The 17371-nt window shown below is 41.0% G+C and carries 19 protein-coding genes and 2 pseudogenes; 14 read left to right on the top strand and 7 right to left on the bottom strand.

Going from position 1 to position 17371, the window contains the following annotated elements:
- Positions 1-18: 18 nt before the first annotated feature.
- Positions 19-906 (top strand): annotated as a pseudogene (locus ACJ9PY_RS07275) (NAD(P)-dependent oxidoreductase); the annotation flags it as partial.
- 65 nt (positions 907-971) lie between these two features.
- Positions 972-1337, top strand: coding sequence for a hypothetical protein (locus ACJ9PY_RS07280; protein ID WP_034314117.1), 366 nt, complete (start codon positions 972-974; stop codon positions 1335-1337).
- Positions 1338-1424: 87 nt separating this feature from the next.
- Here ACJ9PY_RS07280 and ACJ9PY_RS07285 read toward each other — a convergent pair whose 3' ends face one another.
- Positions 1425-2573: an aminotransferase A gene (locus ACJ9PY_RS07285; RefSeq protein ID WP_411739723.1), complete on the bottom strand. Its 1149-nt coding sequence runs from the start codon at positions 2571-2573 to the stop codon at positions 1425-1427.
- 148 nt (positions 2574-2721) lie between these two features.
- Here ACJ9PY_RS07285 and corA point away from each other — a divergent pair, with 148 nt between their 5' ends.
- Together corA and ACJ9PY_RS07295 are read left to right on the top strand one after the other, a co-directional pair.
- Positions 2722-3705 (top strand): magnesium/cobalt transporter CorA, encoded by a 984-nt coding sequence (gene corA / locus ACJ9PY_RS07290; RefSeq protein WP_187050703.1) that lies wholly within the window; start codon positions 2722-2724, stop codon positions 3703-3705.
- Between the two features lie 550 nt (positions 3706-4255).
- Positions 4256-5161 (top strand): chemotaxis protein, encoded by a 906-nt coding sequence (locus tag ACJ9PY_RS07295; protein WP_063576953.1) that lies wholly within the window; start codon positions 4256-4258, stop codon positions 5159-5161.
- Positions 5162-5216: 55 nt separating this feature from the next.
- Here ACJ9PY_RS07295 and ACJ9PY_RS07300 read toward each other — a convergent pair whose 3' ends face one another.
- Positions 5217-5723 (bottom strand): YkyB family protein, encoded by a 507-nt coding sequence (locus ACJ9PY_RS07300; protein ID WP_052137475.1) that lies wholly within the window; start codon positions 5721-5723, stop codon positions 5217-5219.
- 291 nt (positions 5724-6014) lie between these two features.
- Positions 6015-6326, bottom strand: a complete 312-nt coding sequence (locus ACJ9PY_RS07305) for a hypothetical protein (protein WP_370028936.1) — start codon at positions 6324-6326, stop codon at positions 6015-6017.
- Positions 6327-6488: 162 nt separating this feature from the next.
- Here ACJ9PY_RS07305 and ACJ9PY_RS07310 point away from each other — a divergent pair, with 162 nt between their 5' ends.
- Together ACJ9PY_RS07310 and crcB are read left to right on the top strand one after the other, a co-directional pair.
- A complete protein-coding gene (locus ACJ9PY_RS07310) occupies positions 6489-6869 on the top strand; it encodes a fluoride efflux transporter FluC (RefSeq protein ID WP_411739724.1) in 381 nt (126 codons plus the stop codon).
- Positions 6866-7228: a fluoride efflux transporter CrcB gene (gene crcB / locus ACJ9PY_RS07315; protein ID WP_411739725.1), complete on the top strand. Its 363-nt coding sequence runs from the start codon at positions 6866-6868 to the stop codon at positions 7226-7228. Before ACJ9PY_RS07310 ends, crcB begins: the two co-directional genes overlap by 4 nt.
- 171 nt (positions 7229-7399) lie before the next feature.
- Here the strand turns inward: crcB and ACJ9PY_RS07320 are convergent, their stop codons facing one another.
- A complete protein-coding gene (locus ACJ9PY_RS07320; RefSeq protein ID WP_057279013.1) occupies positions 7400-8263 on the bottom strand; it encodes a metallophosphoesterase in 864 nt (287 codons plus the stop codon).
- Between the two features lie 160 nt (positions 8264-8423).
- On the opposite strand from ACJ9PY_RS07320, the gene ACJ9PY_RS07325 reads away from it, so the two are divergent.
- Positions 8424-10283 carry an SLC13 family permease gene (locus ACJ9PY_RS07325; protein ID WP_057279014.1) on the top strand — a complete coding sequence of 620 codons (1860 nt, stop codon included), beginning with the start codon at positions 8424-8426 and terminating at the stop codon, positions 10281-10283.
- Here ACJ9PY_RS07325 and ACJ9PY_RS07330 read toward each other — a convergent pair.
- Positions 10284-10456 (bottom strand): annotated as a pseudogene (locus ACJ9PY_RS07330) (transposase); the annotation flags it as partial.
- A 466-nt stretch (positions 10457-10922) separates the two neighbouring features.
- Here ACJ9PY_RS07330 and ACJ9PY_RS07335 point away from each other — a divergent pair.
- The 3 genes from ACJ9PY_RS07335 to ACJ9PY_RS07345 all read left to right on the top strand — a co-directional run bounded on the left by ACJ9PY_RS07335 (position 10923) and on the right by ACJ9PY_RS07345 (position 13092).
- A complete protein-coding gene (locus ACJ9PY_RS07335; RefSeq protein ID WP_057279015.1) occupies positions 10923-12128 on the top strand; it encodes an EAL domain-containing protein in 1206 nt (401 codons plus the stop codon).
- Between the two features lie 74 nt (positions 12129-12202).
- Complete coding sequence (locus ACJ9PY_RS07340; protein ID WP_057279016.1) at positions 12203-12430, top strand: hypothetical protein; 228 nt, start codon at positions 12203-12205, stop codon at positions 12428-12430.
- 182 nt (positions 12431-12612) lie between these two features.
- Complete coding sequence (locus tag ACJ9PY_RS07345) at positions 12613-13092, top strand: DUF3993 domain-containing protein (protein ID WP_411739726.1); 480 nt, start codon at positions 12613-12615, stop codon at positions 13090-13092.
- A gap of 70 nt (positions 13093-13162) precedes the next feature.
- Here the strand turns inward: ACJ9PY_RS07345 and ACJ9PY_RS07350 are convergent, their stop codons facing one another.
- Both ACJ9PY_RS07350 and ACJ9PY_RS07355 read right to left on the bottom strand, forming a co-directional pair.
- Entirely contained in the window at positions 13163-13396 is a 234-nt protein-coding gene (locus ACJ9PY_RS07350; RefSeq protein ID WP_034314090.1) for a glutaredoxin family protein, read from the bottom strand.
- Between the two features lie 89 nt (positions 13397-13485).
- Positions 13486-14445 carry an MBL fold metallo-hydrolase gene (locus ACJ9PY_RS07355; protein ID WP_095679443.1) on the bottom strand — a complete coding sequence of 320 codons (960 nt, stop codon included), beginning with the start codon at positions 14443-14445 and terminating at the stop codon, positions 13486-13488.
- A 183-nt stretch (positions 14446-14628) separates the two neighbouring features.
- On the opposite strand from ACJ9PY_RS07355, the gene ACJ9PY_RS07360 reads away from it, so the two are divergent.
- The 4 genes from ACJ9PY_RS07360 to ACJ9PY_RS07375 all read left to right on the top strand — a co-directional run bounded on the left by ACJ9PY_RS07360 (position 14629) and on the right by ACJ9PY_RS07375 (position 17326).
- The gene (locus ACJ9PY_RS07360; RefSeq protein ID WP_034314086.1) at positions 14629-14868 is read left to right on the top strand and encodes a YkuJ family protein; all 240 of its coding nucleotides are present in this window, start codon (positions 14629-14631) and stop codon (positions 14866-14868) included.
- A 116-nt stretch (positions 14869-14984) separates the two neighbouring features.
- Entirely contained in the window at positions 14985-15131 is a 147-nt protein-coding gene (locus ACJ9PY_RS07365; protein ID WP_094246583.1) for a hypothetical protein, read from the top strand.
- Between the two features lie 120 nt (positions 15132-15251).
- Positions 15252-15692, top strand: a complete 441-nt coding sequence (gene cbpB, locus ACJ9PY_RS07370) for a cyclic-di-AMP-binding protein CbpB (RefSeq protein ID WP_034314084.1) — start codon at positions 15252-15254, stop codon at positions 15690-15692.
- Between the two features lie 119 nt (positions 15693-15811).
- Positions 15812-17326 (top strand): MDR family MFS transporter, encoded by a 1515-nt coding sequence (locus tag ACJ9PY_RS07375; protein WP_411739727.1) that lies wholly within the window; start codon positions 15812-15814, stop codon positions 17324-17326.
- Positions 17327-17371: the final 45 nt, after the last annotated feature.

Consider the following 17371-nt stretch of genomic DNA (forward strand, 5'->3'; position numbering starts at 1 on the left):
TGTTTAAAACAAAATGATTGGGAGGAATCTGCATTGATGCAATCGAACAAAGTGATCGGCTTCATTGGTTTAGGAGTTATGGGAAAAAGCATGGCCGCACATCTGCTTAAGGCGGGGTTTGAGGTATTTGTTTATACAAGGACGAAAGATAAGTCAAGTGAACTGCTCTCACAGGGAGCGAAGTGGGCAGCTGCTCCAAAGGAAATTGCGCAAAAAGCTAATGTGATCATTTCCATGGTGGGATACCCTAGTGATGTGGAGGAAATCTATCTTGGGGAAAATGGGCTTATCGAGAACGGGAAACAAGGAACCTATTTAATCGATATGACGACCTCGACTCCAACTTTGGCAGTGAAGATAGCAGAGGAAGCGAAGAAAAGGGGCATGGAATCCTTGGATGCACCGGTTTCCGGAGGAGATATCGGTGCTCGTGATGCAAAGCTCACGATCATGGTCGGCGGGTCTAGTGAGGCATTTGAAGCGGTCCGGCCCATTTTTGAAATCCTTGGCAGCAATGTTGTCCATCAAGGCCCCGCTGGTTCAGGACAGCATACGAAAATGTGCAATCAAATCGCCATTGCATCCAATATGATCGGAGTGACTGAAGCGATTTCCTATGCCAAAAAGGCGGGGTTGGATCCGGACCGGGTATTAAGAAGCATATCATCGGGGTCTGCCGGGAGCTGGTCATTGTCCAATCTCGTACCGCGGATGGTTGAAGGGGATTTTGAACCTGGTTTTTATATCAAGCATTTTATCAAGGATATGAAGATTGCACTCGATGAAGCGGAAAGAATGGGAATGGACGCTCCTGGATTAAGCCTGAGCAAATCCCTGTATGAGGGGCTGGCAGAAGCTGGCGAAGAAAATAGCGGTACACAGGCATTATATAAACATTATAATTAAGTGCTAGCATTTCTTTATCATGAATAAGCTGATAGCGACAGCCTTTACAAAAAGGAGTGAAAGCTATGGGCGAATTCGATGATATCAATATGAAATTCCAGGAATTAGAAGATGGTCGATATATTGTAAGGATTGAAGGTTTTAAACGAGAAAAAACCATTCATCAAACAAAGCCCATTCGTTGGGATCTGAAATTAATGAATGAAAGTCCGCTAATCTTGCCGGTGAAATTCAGTCATATCGAAACGAATGCCGGTTTTCAGATACTGATGCGCGAATTGAAGAGCTTAGGCTTTTCAAAGCCGCGCTCCGCAAAGGAATTTGAAGAAGTGATGGCTGATTTACTTGGGTCCATCGTTGAAGTGAGCCTTACCACGACAAATAAGGAAGAAGGATATCGGGAAATTCGTTTTTTACGAAGATTGTATTAGTTGGCGGCAAGGTGAAAAACCTTAGGTAGCCTGACATCCTTGAAAATTGGAAAGTGGCCTTCAATTGAAGGCCACTATTTTTTGCGATTACTTTTTAGCTAAAAAAGCTTCAATACGGTCCAAGGCCTTTTCCAGGGTCTCCATGGAATAGGCATAAGATATCCTGAAGTACCCTTCGCCAAGGGGAGAGAAGGCATCTCCAGGGACCACTGCCACTTTTTCCTGTTGAACAAGCTTAAGGCAAAAGTCAAGGGAAGAGTCATAGCCTTCAGGCAGCTTTATAAAGAAGTAAAAGGCACCATTTGGTTTGACTATTTCCAGTTTCATCGCTTGTAAGCGACTGTACACGTATTCCCGTCTCCGTGCATACTCAGTCTTCATGGGTATTGCATCATTTCTGCCTGCCGTCAATGCTTCCAAGGCAGCTCTCTGCGATATGGATGCGGCACATGTCACATTGTATTGGTGAACCTTCAGGAGATGCTGAGAGATGGCTGCAGGCGCAAACAGAAGGCCAATTCTCCACCCGGTCATGGAATGGGACTTGGACAATCCGTTCAAGACGATGGTTTGTTCTTTTAAGAAAGTGGCAATCGAAACATGCTCCTGATCGAATACCAGCTCACTGTATATCTCATCAGCCAATATGAAGATGTCCTTGCCCCTAACAAGTTCGGCAATGTCCAATAATTCTTCGGCAGTTAATGTAACCCCGGTCGGATTCGATGGATAGGGCAGAACGATGCACCGAGTGTTTTCAGTTATGTACTTTTCAAGTATATCTGCCGTCAAACGAAATCCATTTTTTGTTGTATCGGCATAAACAGGTGTTGCGCCGCACATCTTAATGATGGGTTCGTATCCCGGATATACCGGACCAGGTAATATTACTTCGTTCCCTGGGATGAGAATCGTCCGAAAGGCAATGTCTATGCCTTCGCTGGCACCAGAGGTCACGATCACTTCATTCGCGGGATCATACTCAAGCTTGTATTTATCTTTTACATAATTTGAAGCGGCTTCCCTTAATTCCAGATAGCCGGCATTGTGAGTATAAACGGTATAGTCATTATTGATGGCTTGTTTTGCCGCTTCTTTAATATGCGTTGGAGTTGGAAAGTCAGGCTGTCCTATCGTTAAGGAAATGGTGCCTTCGATATCAGCGACCATATTGTAGAATTTGCGGATTCCTGATATTTGTACGTCTTTTACTAGAGGGTTTATTAAATGTTCCATCTATGAATATCCTCCCTTATCTACCTACATGAATTTATGTACTATGTTTGACTCATTCATCCTATTTTATCATTTAGTTTGGAGGGGGAGAAAACTTTTTGAGATTAATGAAATAAAGGTATAATGTATGATAAGAAAATTTTGAGGGTTGATACATTTGATAAGGACTTGCGCAATTACTTCTAATCAAGAAATCAGTTTTGATTTACCGCTAACGGAAATGAATAATCCGGATATCGAGTGGTACTGGGTGGATTTTTCCAATCCCACAAACAAGGAAATCGAACTTTTAACCAATCATTTTCACTTTCATCCGCTGGCAATTGAAGATTGCCTGGATGATTTTAATCAACGTCCCAAAATGGATTTTTATGAAGGCTACCAATTTCTTGTGATTCATGCTTTAAGGGAGAAGGTATTTAAAGCAGTGGAATTGGATATGTTTGTTGGTGAAAAATGGATAGTCAGTTTTCATAAGGAAGATATGCTTGAACTGGAAAAGGTATGGGAAGAAATTGCCGGTAATAAAATGTTGAAGCAAAGTCCCTTTTTCTTGATGCATAGGATAATTGACAGGATCGTCGATGAATTCTTCCCGCCTGTTTATAAAATTGAAAGCGAATTGGCTAGCATTGAGGAAAATACTGAAAATGACACGATTAACGAATTGATGGATCAGCTTTTCGATTTACGTACAGATATGTCCAGGCTCCGTCGGACCATATTGCCGATGCGTGATTTATTGTACAGAATGATTTCATCGGAGCGTCTGAATTACTTGAAAGATCAGCATCTATATTTTAATGATGTGTACGATCATCTTCTTAAATTGACTGAAATGCTTGAATCGTATCGAGATTTTTCGTCCGATATCCGTGATAGCTATTTGTCTGTGAACTCTAATAATATGAATTCAACGATGATGACATTGACTGTCATCACTACCATTTTCATGCCGCTGACCTTCATAGTGGGCGTATATGGGATGAACTTTGAATATATGCCGGAATTAAATTGGCATTATGGCTATTTCCTCATTCTTGGAACGATGGGCGGTATTGCCTTGATGATGTTTTTATTCTTTGTAAAAAAAGGTTGGCTCAATCCAAAGAAAAAGTCGCGAAAGAGATAGAAACATTTCAGAAATTGGTGAGTATGCATTATTTTGTTTGCGCTGCGGGGGTTTATATCGAAGGGATAGGCTCACGAACGATATGGTGGCGGAATGACAGTGGTGAAAATGAGCTTGGAATAAGGGGGACTCAGATGGGTCCCTTTTTTGTTTGGGCTTTAATAAAGGCTCTTTTCGTAAAGATTGTTGTTTTTAAAACGAAACTATTTAAGGTTGATTGGAGCGGAAGTGCGAGACTCCTGCGGGAGCAGCGGGACAGGTGAGACCCCACAGGCGTTTTCGCCGAGGAGGCTCACCGCCCGCCCGCGGAAAGCGAGCATCTGGAGGGGAAATCAACCACAACTCACTACCTGGTAAATAGCAACAAAGTATGTGAAAACAGCCTTAATAAATGATCACTTCTGGATTTTTTTTATCCATGCTCTAAACAAAAGAAATATTTAACCGAATTATTAGGTATGAGTTCATTGATGAAACCATGATATTTTTCCTAGCGGTTTAATGATTTATGGAATTTTGAAATGAAAAAGCAGAAGGGCGAGATGAAACAGTGGAAGCAAATAAAGGTATATTACTGGAAAGTGGAACGAATGAGCTTGAGATAGTGGAATTCGGTCTCGGAAAGAATAAATTCGGCATTAACGTAATTAAGGTGAAGGAAATCATCAATCCTGTCCCCATCACGCTTGTCCCTCATTCCCATCCAAATGTGGAGGGGATCATCGAGCTTCGCGGAGAAGTACTGCCAGTTGTGAATGTCGCGGATGCTTTAGGGTTTCCTCCATCTGAAACTCCTGAGCAGGATAAATTCATAGTGGCTGAATTCAATCAGCAAAAAGTGGTTTTCCATGTCCATACCGTAACACAGATCCACCGTATTTCCTGGTCCCAAATCGAAAAGCCTTCGGATATGTATCAGGGCCTTGAAAGTCAGATTATCGGAGTAATAAAATTAAATAGTGAAATGTTACTGTTACTCGATTTTGAAAAAATAGTGGTCGAAATCAATCCAGAATCAGGAATAAACATCCAACAGGTAAAAAAGCTTGGTATCCGGCAAAATTCTGACAAGAGGATCCTGATTGCTGAAGATTCACCATTACTGAGAAAGCTGCTGTTCGATACATTGTCAGAAGCAGGATTCAAGTACTTGGAGTTTTATGAGAATGGACTTGATGCATTTAATTATCTTGAGAATTTGATTGAATCAGGAAAAGTTGTTGAAGATGAAGTGCAACTGGTGATTACCGATATTGAGATGCCTCAGATGGATGGACATCATTTGACTAGAAGAATAAAGGAAAACGGAGAACTCGCTGGGCTGCCGGTGATTATTTTCTCTTCTTTGATTACTGACAGCCTGCGTCATAAAGGTCAGGTCGTAGGGGCTGACGCGCAAATCAGCAAGCCTGAAATTGCAGAGCTTATACAGTTGATAGACAGATTGGTATTATGAATGTGAAAAAGGGCCGATGAGGCGTTACCTCACGGCCCTATTGATTTATCAATGATCAATACTTGGAACCTTTTCCTAAAAAGGAGGATGGGAATGGATTGTGAAAAGGTTGCTTGACCGACTTGCGCCCGTGAGCCCTTTTCTCGGTATTGGTTGTGTTCGGTTGTTTTTCACCTGCTTGTCCAACGTAAGATTGCAGGATCTGTTTGGCTTTTGATAATGACAACGCGGCTTTAGGGTTCCGTATGGAGGCTGCCCTGCTGCCGAGGTGGGGTAGTTTTTTCAAATCTTCCTTAGTGGGAGGTAAATGAAAAACATATGATCCGCATTCGACAATGACATCGGATTGTTGTGCTGCAAAGCGAGGGTTATCAGAGAAATGAAGTCCAATCTTCTTCGCTTTTCCTTCTTGCATAAGCTTGCTTAATGCGAGCCGTTTTAAATTATATAAATTCTTTGGCTCCAATGCAGTCTTTGCATGTTTATTGACAATAAACACGGCTTGGGCAAGGGAGTTTATCGAAAACTCATCCCTTTCAGAATGTCCTTTCGTTTGGTTCATTAGTGGAAACTCCTTTTCTTAATAAGGTTAGAAGGACGTTACATACAGACTTCCTTCAGGAAAAACCTGTTTTATATATTGGTTGAAATAGGGACGTATGTGCAACTAGGCAGAAAATAGTGAAATAATTAAGCATGTACATCTCTAGGGTATGACCATCATTTCCCAACACTTTACCATCTATTCATTTTCATATTATACCACTTCAAAATATATAGGGAAGTAAAATTCAATCCGACTCCCTTTTGGTCCAAGAAAAAGAAGGCGTTTATGTCGCCTTCTGTCCAACTCTTATTGAGTGTAGATATTGATATTTTCAGATACCCCAGCCTGTGCGCCGAATTGTTGTTGCTGGTAACCCTGAAAGCCTTGATAGGGAGGGTACGCTGGATAAGCAGGGTAAGGAGGGTAGGCGGGCGGGTATGGAGGAGGATATGGAGGATAGACAGGTGGACGGTTATTGAATAGCAACGGTCCAATTGCCAATCCTGCAACAAAAGCTACAGGAGCCAATAGCGGAAAGAAAGGAAAGAAGCGCTCGTCATTCCAATATTCAGGTCCATATTCATTCCCATATGCATTTCTGTAATCGTTCTGCAGCATTATGGTCTGTGGATAGTGGTAGTAAGGTAAATAATGTGTTTGCATAATTAGCCTCCTTTTCTCAAATTCTTTACATAGTATGGATTTTTTAAAGAAAAGAGCCTGTTTCATCTTAATCTGTTATAATGAAGCTAATTATGATAAAAATTTGGGGTGTCCTGGATGGAAAGGTTTAAAAACATTTTTGCAGTCGGTTTTGGAGGAGCGGCTGGAGCGATATTGCGTTATTGCGTAATCTTGTCTGCTGGCCATACCTTCTTCCCGCTTGGAACCCTCTTAATAAATATAGTAGGCAGCTTTTTACTTGGAATGATAAATGGGTATTTCGCCTCAAAAAAGAAATCGTTTGTTTTTTTTGCCCTGGGCAGCGGGTTTTGCGGCGGTTTTACCACAATGTCCACATTTTCTCAGGAAGTGGTGAATCTCCTGCAGACTTCTCTGCCATTGGCGGGAATGTATCTTGGAGCCACGCTTTTATTTGGTTTGGCCGCTGGTTTCCTTGGACTGGGCCTGTTTGAAAAAAGGAGAGGTGAGACTCTTTGATTGAGGTCCTTTCAGTTTTTATAGGAGGCTTTTTTGGGGCAACTTCTAGATATGTCTTGCAGATTATTTTTAATAGGCTATTGCCAGCCGTCTCGATACCCGTTAGCATTTTACTGATTAATCTTATAGGATCCTTTGGGCTGGGAATGGTGTTGCCACAGAAAGAAAGCTGGGCTTTATCTTTGCAGGTTTTTCTGACTATAGGTTTCCTTGGCGCTTTTACGACCTTTTCAACATTCAGTATGGAAACACTTGAACTTATAAGAAAACACCGTTATATAGATTGCCTTATCTATATAACGGTGTCTGTTTTAGGTTGTATCGGCACTTTCCTATGTGGCTATTTAAGTATGGTATAACCTTTATGGTAATTACCATGGGTACTGGTAAAAAAAACCTGGTTTTCTCAGATATACATCTAATGCTATAATTCATAGGAGTCGATTACAAATGATTCATGGCAACAAGTTGTTTTATCCGCACAGGTTTTGTTAATAAGTGTGGCGGTTTTCCCCTGTGTTCTTTTTCTATCATTTTTCGGCTTGGAATTCGTAAACAGTTAACTCCGGACGTGAAAGAAAACGATAGGGGAGACGGGTAGTGCCAAGGCCTCGATTAACATGTAACGTTAATGAATCGATTTCATATGTGCCTTCCCGGTACTTTTCAGCGTATGGGGGAGTTACCAGGGCACCGGCAAAGGGGATTTGCACTTGACCTCCATGACTGTGACCGCTTATTTGATACTGGATGTCGTAAGTCCTTGATATGTCGGCAAGGTCAGGGGCATGTGAAAGCATGATGGTGAACACTTCTTTCGGGATGCCGAAAAGGGCTTTTTCAAAATCCGGCTTTCCTAGCATGGCATCATCAACACCGGCAATGATTATTTCTTCAGCCGTTAATAAGGTTATCTTAGCTGAGGTATTTTGCAACATGGTAAAATGGGATTTTTCCATGATATCGCTGTAAATTTCTGAGCCATATCCCCCATGATCATGGTTACCGTAGATGCTGAATTTTCCAAGCGGCGCTTTGAGCTGATTCAAAACGAGAGGGATTTTTTGGTGAGCCTTGTATTTATTAGGCTGGTCCATTAAATCTCCAGTAAATAAAATAACATCAGGGTCCAGTTCGTTTATCTTATTGACAATTGCTTGTAAATCCTTAAGCTGAAATTGAAAGCCTAAATGCGTATCGCTGAATTGGACCATTTTCATGCCATGAAAACCTTTTGGGATAAGCGGATTGCTGATGATTTTATGCTTGGTTTCCAACCATTTCGGCTCCAAATTATGGGCATAAAAGTTTCCGCCAATACCTAAACCGGTTAAGGTAGCCAAAGTACCAAGACTTTTCTTTAAGAATGTTCTTCTGGAAATGGGTTTATTCAAATTAATCAACCTATCTAATATAAAAATGTTACTTCCTCATACTAACAAACAATATACATAAATTGAAGAAAATATCTTCTATAAGCTTATGAAAAACATGTAAACTGGGGTTTGATGAAACCGTATCCGGTTTGAAATTGAACATCTATACGGAGGTAACATGATGACCGAACCAATGTTTATTACACTGATTATACTTCTATGCGCGATTGCGCTTTTTATACAAGGAAAATTTCGAGCAGATTTAATTGCACTTAGTGCGCTATCCATTCTTGGGTTACTGGGGATTCTTTCATTGGATGAACTAGTGGCCGGTTTTGCGAATCAAGTGGTCATCATGCTGGCTGGGCTATTCATAGTCGGTGCCGGCCTGTTAAATACAGGAATCGTGGAAAAGGCAGGAAACAAGTTGTTGGGTTTATGTGGGGGCAGTGAATGGAAATCGCTGCTTATCGTCATGCTGACAGCAGGAATATTAAGTGCTTTTTTAAGCGGAACCGGAATTGTTTCCATACTGCTGCCGCTCGTCATGAGCATGGCCTTACAACAAAAAACAAGTCCGACAAGGTATTTATTGCCCCTTGCCTATGCAAGCAGTATTGGAGGGCTATTAACACTTACGGGTACTCCCTCCAATATGATCGTCGCTGATGTATTACGGCAAAATGGAATAGGGAATTTATCATTTTTTGACTTTACACCTGTGGGCTTAGTCGCCTTTGCAGCAGGGTTATTCTTCATGTTGACACTCGGACGCCTGTTGCTTCCCGAGAAGACCATTGCAGCGAACAATAGTGTAAAGGGACTGTCGGCAGGGGAGCTTGCCGGCATGTACAAAGTATATGACCGATTGCATTATCTGCATATACCCGCTACTTCCGATATTGTTGGGGAAAGGCTGTCGGACCTCCAGCTTCCTATTCAGTATGAATTGACTTTAATTGAAATCCAGCGGAAGCCAAAGGATAAGCAACTGCCGCTGTTGCAAAGGCAGCAGACGATTTCAGCCAGGGCGGATGAGGTTCTTCACCCTGAAGATATCATTTTGGTGTTTGGAGAAGAAGAGGCAGTTGAGAGATTGGCACTTAACTATGAACTGGAATTTAAACATTTCAATACCGAACAAATAAAGAAACATTTTCTTAGCAGTAGATTTGGATTGACGGAAATATTGATCGTCCCGAACTCGGATTATGAAAATCAAACTTTGATAGATGTCCATTTTCGTGAGAAATACCAATGTAATGTACTGGCAATCAATCGGAATGGCGAATATATTCAAGCGGATGTCGGAACGGAACGCCTGAAACCGGGGGATGCAATCCTGATACATGGAGAATGGGAGAACATTGAAAGGATTTCCTCGGATTTGCAGGATGTCATCGTTATTGGGAGTACATCAGAAGATGGCTCACCGGTGAATTCCAAGGGCAAAGCGTGGATTGCCTTGGGAATCACTGCTTTGATGGTCATTCTTTTATCGATGGAATCCGTCCCTGCTGTACTGTCGGTATTGACGGCTGCATTGTTGATGGTGGTTACTGGCTGTGTTCGTTCGATGGAGGATGCTTACCAAAAGATTAACTGGGAACCTGTGCTATTGATAGCTGCCATGTTCGGAATTACGGCTGCATTGGATAATACGGGTGGAGTGAGAATGATAAGTGATTGGCTTGCCGTTTTATTCAGTAATATCGGAGCACACGGCATATTAGCGGTCTTTTACCTCCTGACACTGATCCTGAGCCAATTCATCCCGTATGGAGCCGCGACGGTTATCATGACGCCCATCGCCCTGACATCTGCGGTTAATCAAGGAATCGATCCACTTCCTGTATTTCTATGCCTTGCCGTTGCTGGCAGTTTGGCGTTATCCACTCCAAGGGTTGCCACTACCAACGCGCTTGTCATGACGGCAGGTGATTACAAGCATAAAGATTTTATCATGATCGGGATATCCATACAGATTTTCATTGGCGTTATCATGGTGATCACGATACCATGGTTCTTCCCTTTTTGATCAGACTGAAGGCATTGTTCCATTTATGGACAATGCCTTCAGTTTCTTTAAATTAATCGCAGCGAAAGTAAGCATCGCAGCAATCGACAATTTTTTAAGTCCCCTTAAAGTATTCCATGCATACCATGCTTTTCTTTTGCATCTGCGGATACAAGCTCAATCGTTTCTTTACGTTAGCATATATAGGTTTTATATCTTGATGATGACACAGATATGCATCCTGTCATATCTAGTTTTATTAATTCTATTTAAAACCATGAAGACTTTAGGCAAAGGGTTCTATCTAAAAGTTAAAGAAAGTTGATTGGAGCGGGTGTTCGAGACTCCTGCGTGAAAAGCGAGGCCAGGGGAGACCCCGCAGGCGCAAAGACGCCGAGGAGGCTCCCGGACCGCCTGCGGAAAGCGAGTGCCTGGAGAGGAAATCAGCGTTCATTTACAAACCATAAAAAATGGTAGGCATTGTTCCGGACAATGCCTTTTCAATGTATTTCTTTTCAAAACGATAGGATGAATGGGGAATTTTAGTGTATTGAAAAAAGAGTTATGCAGTAGGAATTAAAATTATTTATTATCAATGCAAGAAACTAATGGTATAATTTTGGCATATTGGTGTTTTCGTAATTAGGGGGAAGATGCATCATGGATACAGAAAAGATATTAAAGAATTTAGACAGGGTGACACCATTCTTTCAACCGATTTTCAGTGCAGATCAACATCAGGTAATCGGGTATGAAATTCTAGGGCGCTATGAGGAACAATCTGAATATAAAAGCCTTGGCCCATTTTTTCACGATTCTGCAGTGCCGGAAGAGTATAGGGTGGAAGTGGATAATTACGTACTTGAAATTGCCTTGGAGAGAATAAAGGACTATGGTGAAGATTTTCTTATCTTTATCAACAGAGATCCTAATTTGCTTATGCTGGATCATGGCGAAGAATTCATGGAGATTTTACACCGTCATTTTCAACCGGAGGAAATGCACCGGATCGTTTTGGAATTATCAGACACGATCAGTCCGGAAAACATAGATCCTCTGCAGCATGTGCTTGCTTACTTTAAAACATATGGGATTAAGATAGCTTTAGATCATTTAGGACAAGATACGCAACTGGACCGAATCGCACAGATTTCTCCGAATATTTTAAAAGTTAACCTGGACCAGCTTCGCATCTCAGGTGGGGATGCCTATCAGGTCATCCTGTTTTCTTTAAGCATGCTAGCACGTAAAATCGGCGCCAACTTACTATTTGAGAACATTGAGTCCGAATACCAGCTTCGCTTTGCATGGAAGAATGGGGGACGATATTATCAAGGGTATTTCTTGGCGAAACCGGAAGGCGAATTCATTAATAAAGATTTACTTCGTGAAAAATTCCATCAAGAATGCCAGTCCTTCATTTCTTTAGAGACCAAGAAGCTTGAAGCCGTTTATCAAAAGACTTTGCAATTCAACGAGAATATGCATAACTTCTTAAAACAGCACAAGCGGGCCGGCTCACATGAAGAGTTTCTCGGAGTTTTGGCGAAAAAATTGGATTCAATATGTTTTCGTCTATATATATGTGATGAAGCGGGGTATCAAAAATCCCCCAATATCCTCCATAAGGACGGACAATGGATGGTCCAACCGAGTTATATGAATAAAAATTGGAGCTGGAGACCTTATTTCCTCGAAAATATTGTAAAGATGCGTAACGAGAAAAAAGGAAGGTTATCCGATTTATACAGTGATATTGAAACCGGGGAAACCATTCGGACCTTTTCCTATCCACTGAATAATAAGGAATATATTTTCTGTGATCTTTCTTATAGTTATTTATATGAAAATGAAGCACTATTATAAAAAACGATTCATGAATATAATCGCTTTAAATGTGTAACGATAAGCAGAAATGATGCGCTTGGAGGAGACATATTTTGAGCACGTACATCTGGATTCTAATCATTATCGTTACAGTCATGGCGTTATATCTGCTCTTTTATACTTATTCTGTAGCAAGGGCACAGAAAGTGAAAGCCGGTTATGATTCGACTATCGATGATTCAGTTAAGGAACATCCTTATTTAAAGAACCCGATATTCGTTTCTCTTTTTATTGGGACGATTTTGGTTGCCGGTTTTATTTTTTACTATGCTTTTCGATAGTTGTAAGAAGAAGATTTCAATATCATGAAATCTTCTTTTTTATTGTGAAAAATGGGCGATGGTTTCAAGGTCTAACGGAGAATGTGATTTTGTAGTTTGGCTTTGATCTGGACGGGTATTGAAAGACATAGGCAAAAAATCCGAATCATTAGGAGAAATTCTATAACGAGGAGATGATTGTAATGAGTAAATATTTAGTTGCATGTCTTGCCAGCGTCCTTTTATTTTTAAGTGGGGGGGTCACTGCTTCAGCGGAGGGCTTACATAGAGAGGAAGTACTATCTTTAATACATGATGCCATGGAGAATCAGGTTTCGATCAGTGAGGAAGTACGTTCTAAGGAAGCGATTGAAGGGAAGTTGGAAAAACATTTCACTGGTGATTTCATCGAGAAGTTCGTCCACGCGAATGTAGTGAAAGTCGATGGCGGTTATACCGCATTTGGTTCAGATTTCGCTCCGTATTATATCCCTTTCTTCAGTTACGATAAGAATACGGAAATTGTATATGGGAAAAAAGGTGATGTCATTTATGTTCAGGAAGAATTCCAGGACAATGGGGACGGACCTGTAACGATGGAAAAACATGTAGAAGCAGTTACTTTGAAAAAGGAAAATGGCGCTTGGAAGGTAAAGGATGTAAAGTATGAAAGCAGAAAATAGAATGGGGGATTTTAAAGGAAGCTGAAATGAAAAAGTCTAGAGAAGGCCACAGCCTTCTCTAGACTTTTTATTATATATTCAATTCCTTTTTTATTTCGTCCAATTCAAAACCAATAATGGCTTTCCCATCGATGACGACCGTTGGTGTGGAATAAGCCCCATATTTATTGGTTAGTTCTTTACGTGCATGCCCATCTGCTTTAATATCTTTTTCTTTGTATACTATATTATTATCATCAAAGAACATTTTCATGATTTTGCAGGGAGGGCAATCAGGTTGGGTATAGAGTGTAACGTCTTTCATTTCATTCCTCCATATATGCTTTAGTAAGGTACTTTTTCATTATAGAGAATGCCAAGACATTTGAATAGGGATAAACCTCAAGGATCGTTTTACCGATCTTTCTCCTGTTTTACAAGATAGTCTATCAATCCCATGGAACAAACGTTCAAGTCCATGGCAATGATTTCAAAAACTGGATGATCAGCAGTGATTCCTTTTTCGCCTAAATGAACAGCGACTTCCGTGAAAATATTTTTACTGGTTGCTGCCACTTGATCCTCGAAGCTAGCATATTCCCTATATGCCGATTTGGCAGTCTCCACAAATTTAGGCAGCCAGTAATGAAGTTGTTTATATACTTCCTTAGGGTTTTCCGATACGCCGTAATGGCCAAAATATATACGTTCGACGCCAATGCTTTCATACAATTCCGCTGCAGCAAGCATCGCGTCGGGATTAAATTGGTTTGGCGATGTGGACGGTAAGTAAAATTCCAAACCTTCTTCATCGAGTTCACGATAATAGATGCCTACGGTGTCACCTGAAAACATCCCTTTTGAAACCGAATCGTATATGCTTAAATGATGGTTCGCGTGTCCTGGCGTATCATAAAAGGTCAACGTGGAAGTATCACTTGTTTTTAGGGATTCCCTATCTTGTTTAATCAGCATTCTTTCAAAAGGTATAGGTAATATCGGATCGAAAAGCTTGTTGAATTCTTCACCATAGACTGCTTTAGCCCCAGCGATCAAACGCGTTGGATCTTCTAGATGCCTTGCGCCTTTTGGGTGGACGATCACTTTGGCATTCGGACAATGCTGTAAAAAAAGTCCAGCTCCACCTGCATGGTCCAAATGAATATGGGTAAGAATGATATATGTAATATCTTCGAGGGCGATTCCCAAATGTTCGAGCCCCTTCATTAAGTGGGGGATGGAAGGGCTGGCGGAAGTTTCGACTAAGGTGATGTCCTCATCGGCAATTACATATGTTCCTGTACGATTTCTTCTATCCAAATCAAAACCATCAATCAATGAAATTCGAAAACCAAGCTCACTAATGTTTTGCAACAGAATCTACCCCCAGAAAATTTTTCATGTACAAAATCCATTCCTTATTTTATTCTGTTAATAGTGCCATGTAAAGAATGAAGTTTTAAATTATTCTGAATTTATTTCCGCGTGGCTACTGGATAGAAAAGTATGGTATAGTGAAACCTATCGAAAAGGTTTTATTCAGAAAGGAGAGGGAGTATGTCTCAATTACAGGGCATCCTTACCAGATTGAAAAGTCTTCAAGAGCAAGCGAAGGAATCTGAATCTGCTCAACGTTTTTTTGAAATAGATGGTGTGAAAAAGTGCCAGGTTACATATTTCAGCAAAACAGAAATGTTCGAGCTTGAAGTATACAGTGATAAAGGGAAATCATCAAAATATCAATTTGATAATATTGATATGATTACCATTGAAATCTTTGATCTTCTTCAATCTTAAAAACACACAAAAAGCCGCCTTCCATTGGAAGCGGCTTTTTTATTGTGAAAAACCGGTCAATTTTTACTGAATGAAGTAGTGATTTTTACGACATCTTATTAGTTGGAGGGATGTAAATGAAAAATCCGATGGTAATATGCCCGGAATGCGGTGAGGAAAGGGAAATGGAAAATGTATTAACGGCACAATCCAACCAAAATGTGATTTATCAATGCCCGGAATGCGGTTTTAAACAGGTTAACATCAAAACTAGTAAGGGCTAAGGGTCTCTCACGAATCCCGCCAATTGGGATTTTATTGGTCTAGGAATGAGCCTTTTCTGCTTACATATGTTAAACTATAGAAAGAGCTGTTTATAAAAACATATGGTAAGGGGTTTTAACATGATCGGTACTCATGATGGGGATTTATTGGAATCCAGCGTTAAAGATTTAATGATTTCTTCTGAACGCGTGGCCCACGTGCAGGTAACCAATAACTTAGAACATGCACTATTGGTATTAACAAAGAGCGGTTATACGGCCATTCCTGTGTTAGATCCGATGTATAAACTGCATGGTTTAATTAGCACACCAGTCATTCTCGATTCAATCTTGGGACTGGAACGAATTGAATTTGATAATCTTGAGCATAAAAAAGTTTCCGAAATAATGAATATAGAAATACCTCGCCTGCATATTGAAGATACATTGACCAAGGGTGTGGAATTGTTGATTGATCATCCGTTTGTCTGTGTGGAGAATGACGAACATGTATTTGAAGGCATCTTAACAAGAAGGGCAATCTTGAAAAAAGTATTTAAACAAAATACACCTGATAAATAAGCAAGGCATAAAATGACGGTTAACCCCAAGACTCGCCAGTTGGCGAGTTTTCTTGTTTTTTACATATTTGATCCAGTTAGTGGTGAAGTCTATTAACAGGTAGGATCTATTAGGAGAGGATGCAAAAATTGGGCCATGCAATGGATAGTGCAAACGTGCAGAATAAAAAATTGAAACGTCCCTTCATATTGGCTGCCATCATGTTAGCGATGTTTATGAATGCTATTGAAGGAACGATCGTTTCGACGGCAATGCCGGCCATTGTAAGTGATTTAGGTGGTTTTTCACTATACAGCTGGGTGTTTTCAGGCTATTTGTTAATGAACGCCGTAACAGTTTTAATCTACGGAAAGCTATCGGACATACTCGGGAGAAAACCCGTCTTATTATTTGGAATCGTTGTCTTTTTAATCGGCTCTCTTCTTTGCGGCTTTTCCAATTCAATGACGGAACTCATCATTTATCGCTTTGTACAAGGTTTTGGGGCGGGAGCTGTAGCGCCTGTAGCCTCGACAATTATTGGTGATATCTATAAAAATGAAGAGAGGGCACGCGTTCAAGGGTATCTTTCGAGCGTTTGGGGGATTTCTGCGGTAATGGGACCAGTATTGGGCGGCTTGCTCGTTGAATCCCTGACTTGGAAACTTGTCTTTTGGGTCAATATTCCTTTGGGCGTACTATCTTTTATTGGAATTTGGTTATTCCTTCATGAAAATATCGAAAAGAAAAAACGTGATATCGATTACCTAGGTGCAACGCTATTAACTTTGTCCATATCCACTCTTATGGTGCTGCTCGTAGAAGGAGGAGTGAAATGGTCATGGACTTCAGCTCCGGTCATATCCTTGGCATTAGTGGCCATCATCACCTTTATCCTATTCATTCTTCAGGAAAAGAAAGCAGCCGAACCGATGATGCCATTTGAAATCTGGCAGGAGCGTTCCATTCTGATTGCGAACCTAGTATCCTTGACGACAGGGGTGATGATGATTGGATTATCAAGTTTCCTCCCCACATTCGTTCAGGGCGTGATGGAGCGCTCGCCTACGGTAGCTGGTTTTACATTGACAGCCATGTCAATTGGCTGGCCGATCGCATCTATGGTGTCAGGCAAGTTATTGTTGAAAATAGGATTTAAATCAACCTCCCTTCTTGGAGGGTGCTCATTGATCCTTGGGAGTCTGATCCTAGTATGGATGAAGCCGGAAGCTGGGCCCATTATTGCCGCCATGGGTTCCTTCTTTGTCGGTGTAGGCATGGGCTTGACTTCTACTTCATTCATTGTCGTCATTCAAAAAACCGTCAGCTGGGAACGAAGGGGTATTGCGACAGCTTCCAATATGTTCATGCGTAATTTAGGTAATACTGTAGGTGCTGCATTACTTGGAGGAATCATGAATATGAGACTTCACGCTTATCTGAACGAGCATGTGCCGGCCGGATCGGGAGTGACGATAGATACGGCAAATAAATTGTTGAACAGTGAAGAACGCACGTCGCTTCCTGAAAATGTGGTAAATGTTTTACAGGAAGGACTTACATTGTCTTTACAGACGATTTATCTCATTGTTCTAGTCTTCTCTGTAATCAGCTTTCTGTTTCTAACGAGACTAAGAAAGAATAAGGAAGAATAAGAAGGCATAGGAAAAAGGCAGACTCGTTAATGTAGTTTGCCTTTG

It is taken from the genome of Peribacillus sp. S4 (genome assembly GCF_046715815.1).
In the GTDB taxonomy this organism is placed as follows: domain Bacteria; phylum Bacillota; class Bacilli; order Bacillales; family DSM-1321; genus Peribacillus; species Peribacillus frigoritolerans.

Excerpts from the sequence above, each read along its gene's own strand:
- ACJ9PY_RS07280 (WP_034314117.1), top strand. The coding sequence starts at position 972 with ATGGGCGAATTCGATGATATCAATATGAAATTCCAGGAATTAGAAGAT.
- ACJ9PY_RS07285 (WP_411739723.1), bottom strand. The coding sequence starts at position 2,573 with ATGGAACATTTAATAAACCCTCTAGTAAAAGACGTACAAATATCAGGA.
- ACJ9PY_RS07300 (WP_052137475.1), bottom strand. The coding sequence starts at position 5,723 with ATGAACCAAACGAAAGGACATTCTGAAAGGGATGAGTTTTCGATAAAC.
- ACJ9PY_RS07305 (WP_370028936.1), bottom strand. The coding sequence starts at position 6,326 with ATGCTGCAGAACGATTACAGAAATGCATATGGGAATGAATATGGACCT.
- ACJ9PY_RS07310 (WP_411739724.1), top strand. The coding sequence starts at position 6,489 with ATGGAAAGGTTTAAAAACATTTTTGCAGTCGGTTTTGGAGGAGCGGCT.
- ACJ9PY_RS07325 (WP_057279014.1), top strand. The coding sequence starts at position 8,424 with ATGATGACCGAACCAATGTTTATTACACTGATTATACTTCTATGCGCG.
- ACJ9PY_RS07335 (WP_057279015.1), top strand. The coding sequence starts at position 10,923 with ATGGATACAGAAAAGATATTAAAGAATTTAGACAGGGTGACACCATTC.
- ACJ9PY_RS07345 (WP_411739726.1), top strand. The coding sequence starts at position 12,613 with ATGAGTAAATATTTAGTTGCATGTCTTGCCAGCGTCCTTTTATTTTTA.
- ACJ9PY_RS07350 (WP_034314090.1), bottom strand. The coding sequence starts at position 13,396 with ATGAAAGACGTTACACTCTATACCCAACCTGATTGCCCTCCCTGCAAA.
- ACJ9PY_RS07360 (WP_034314086.1), top strand. The coding sequence starts at position 14,629 with ATGTCTCAATTACAGGGCATCCTTACCAGATTGAAAAGTCTTCAAGAG.
- ACJ9PY_RS07365 (WP_094246583.1), top strand. The coding sequence starts at position 14,985 with ATGAAAAATCCGATGGTAATATGCCCGGAATGCGGTGAGGAAAGGGAA.
- cbpB (WP_034314084.1), top strand. The coding sequence starts at position 15,252 with ATGATCGGTACTCATGATGGGGATTTATTGGAATCCAGCGTTAAAGAT.
- ACJ9PY_RS07375 (WP_411739727.1), top strand. The coding sequence starts at position 15,812 with ATGCAAAAATTGGGCCATGCAATGGATAGTGCAAACGTGCAGAATAAA.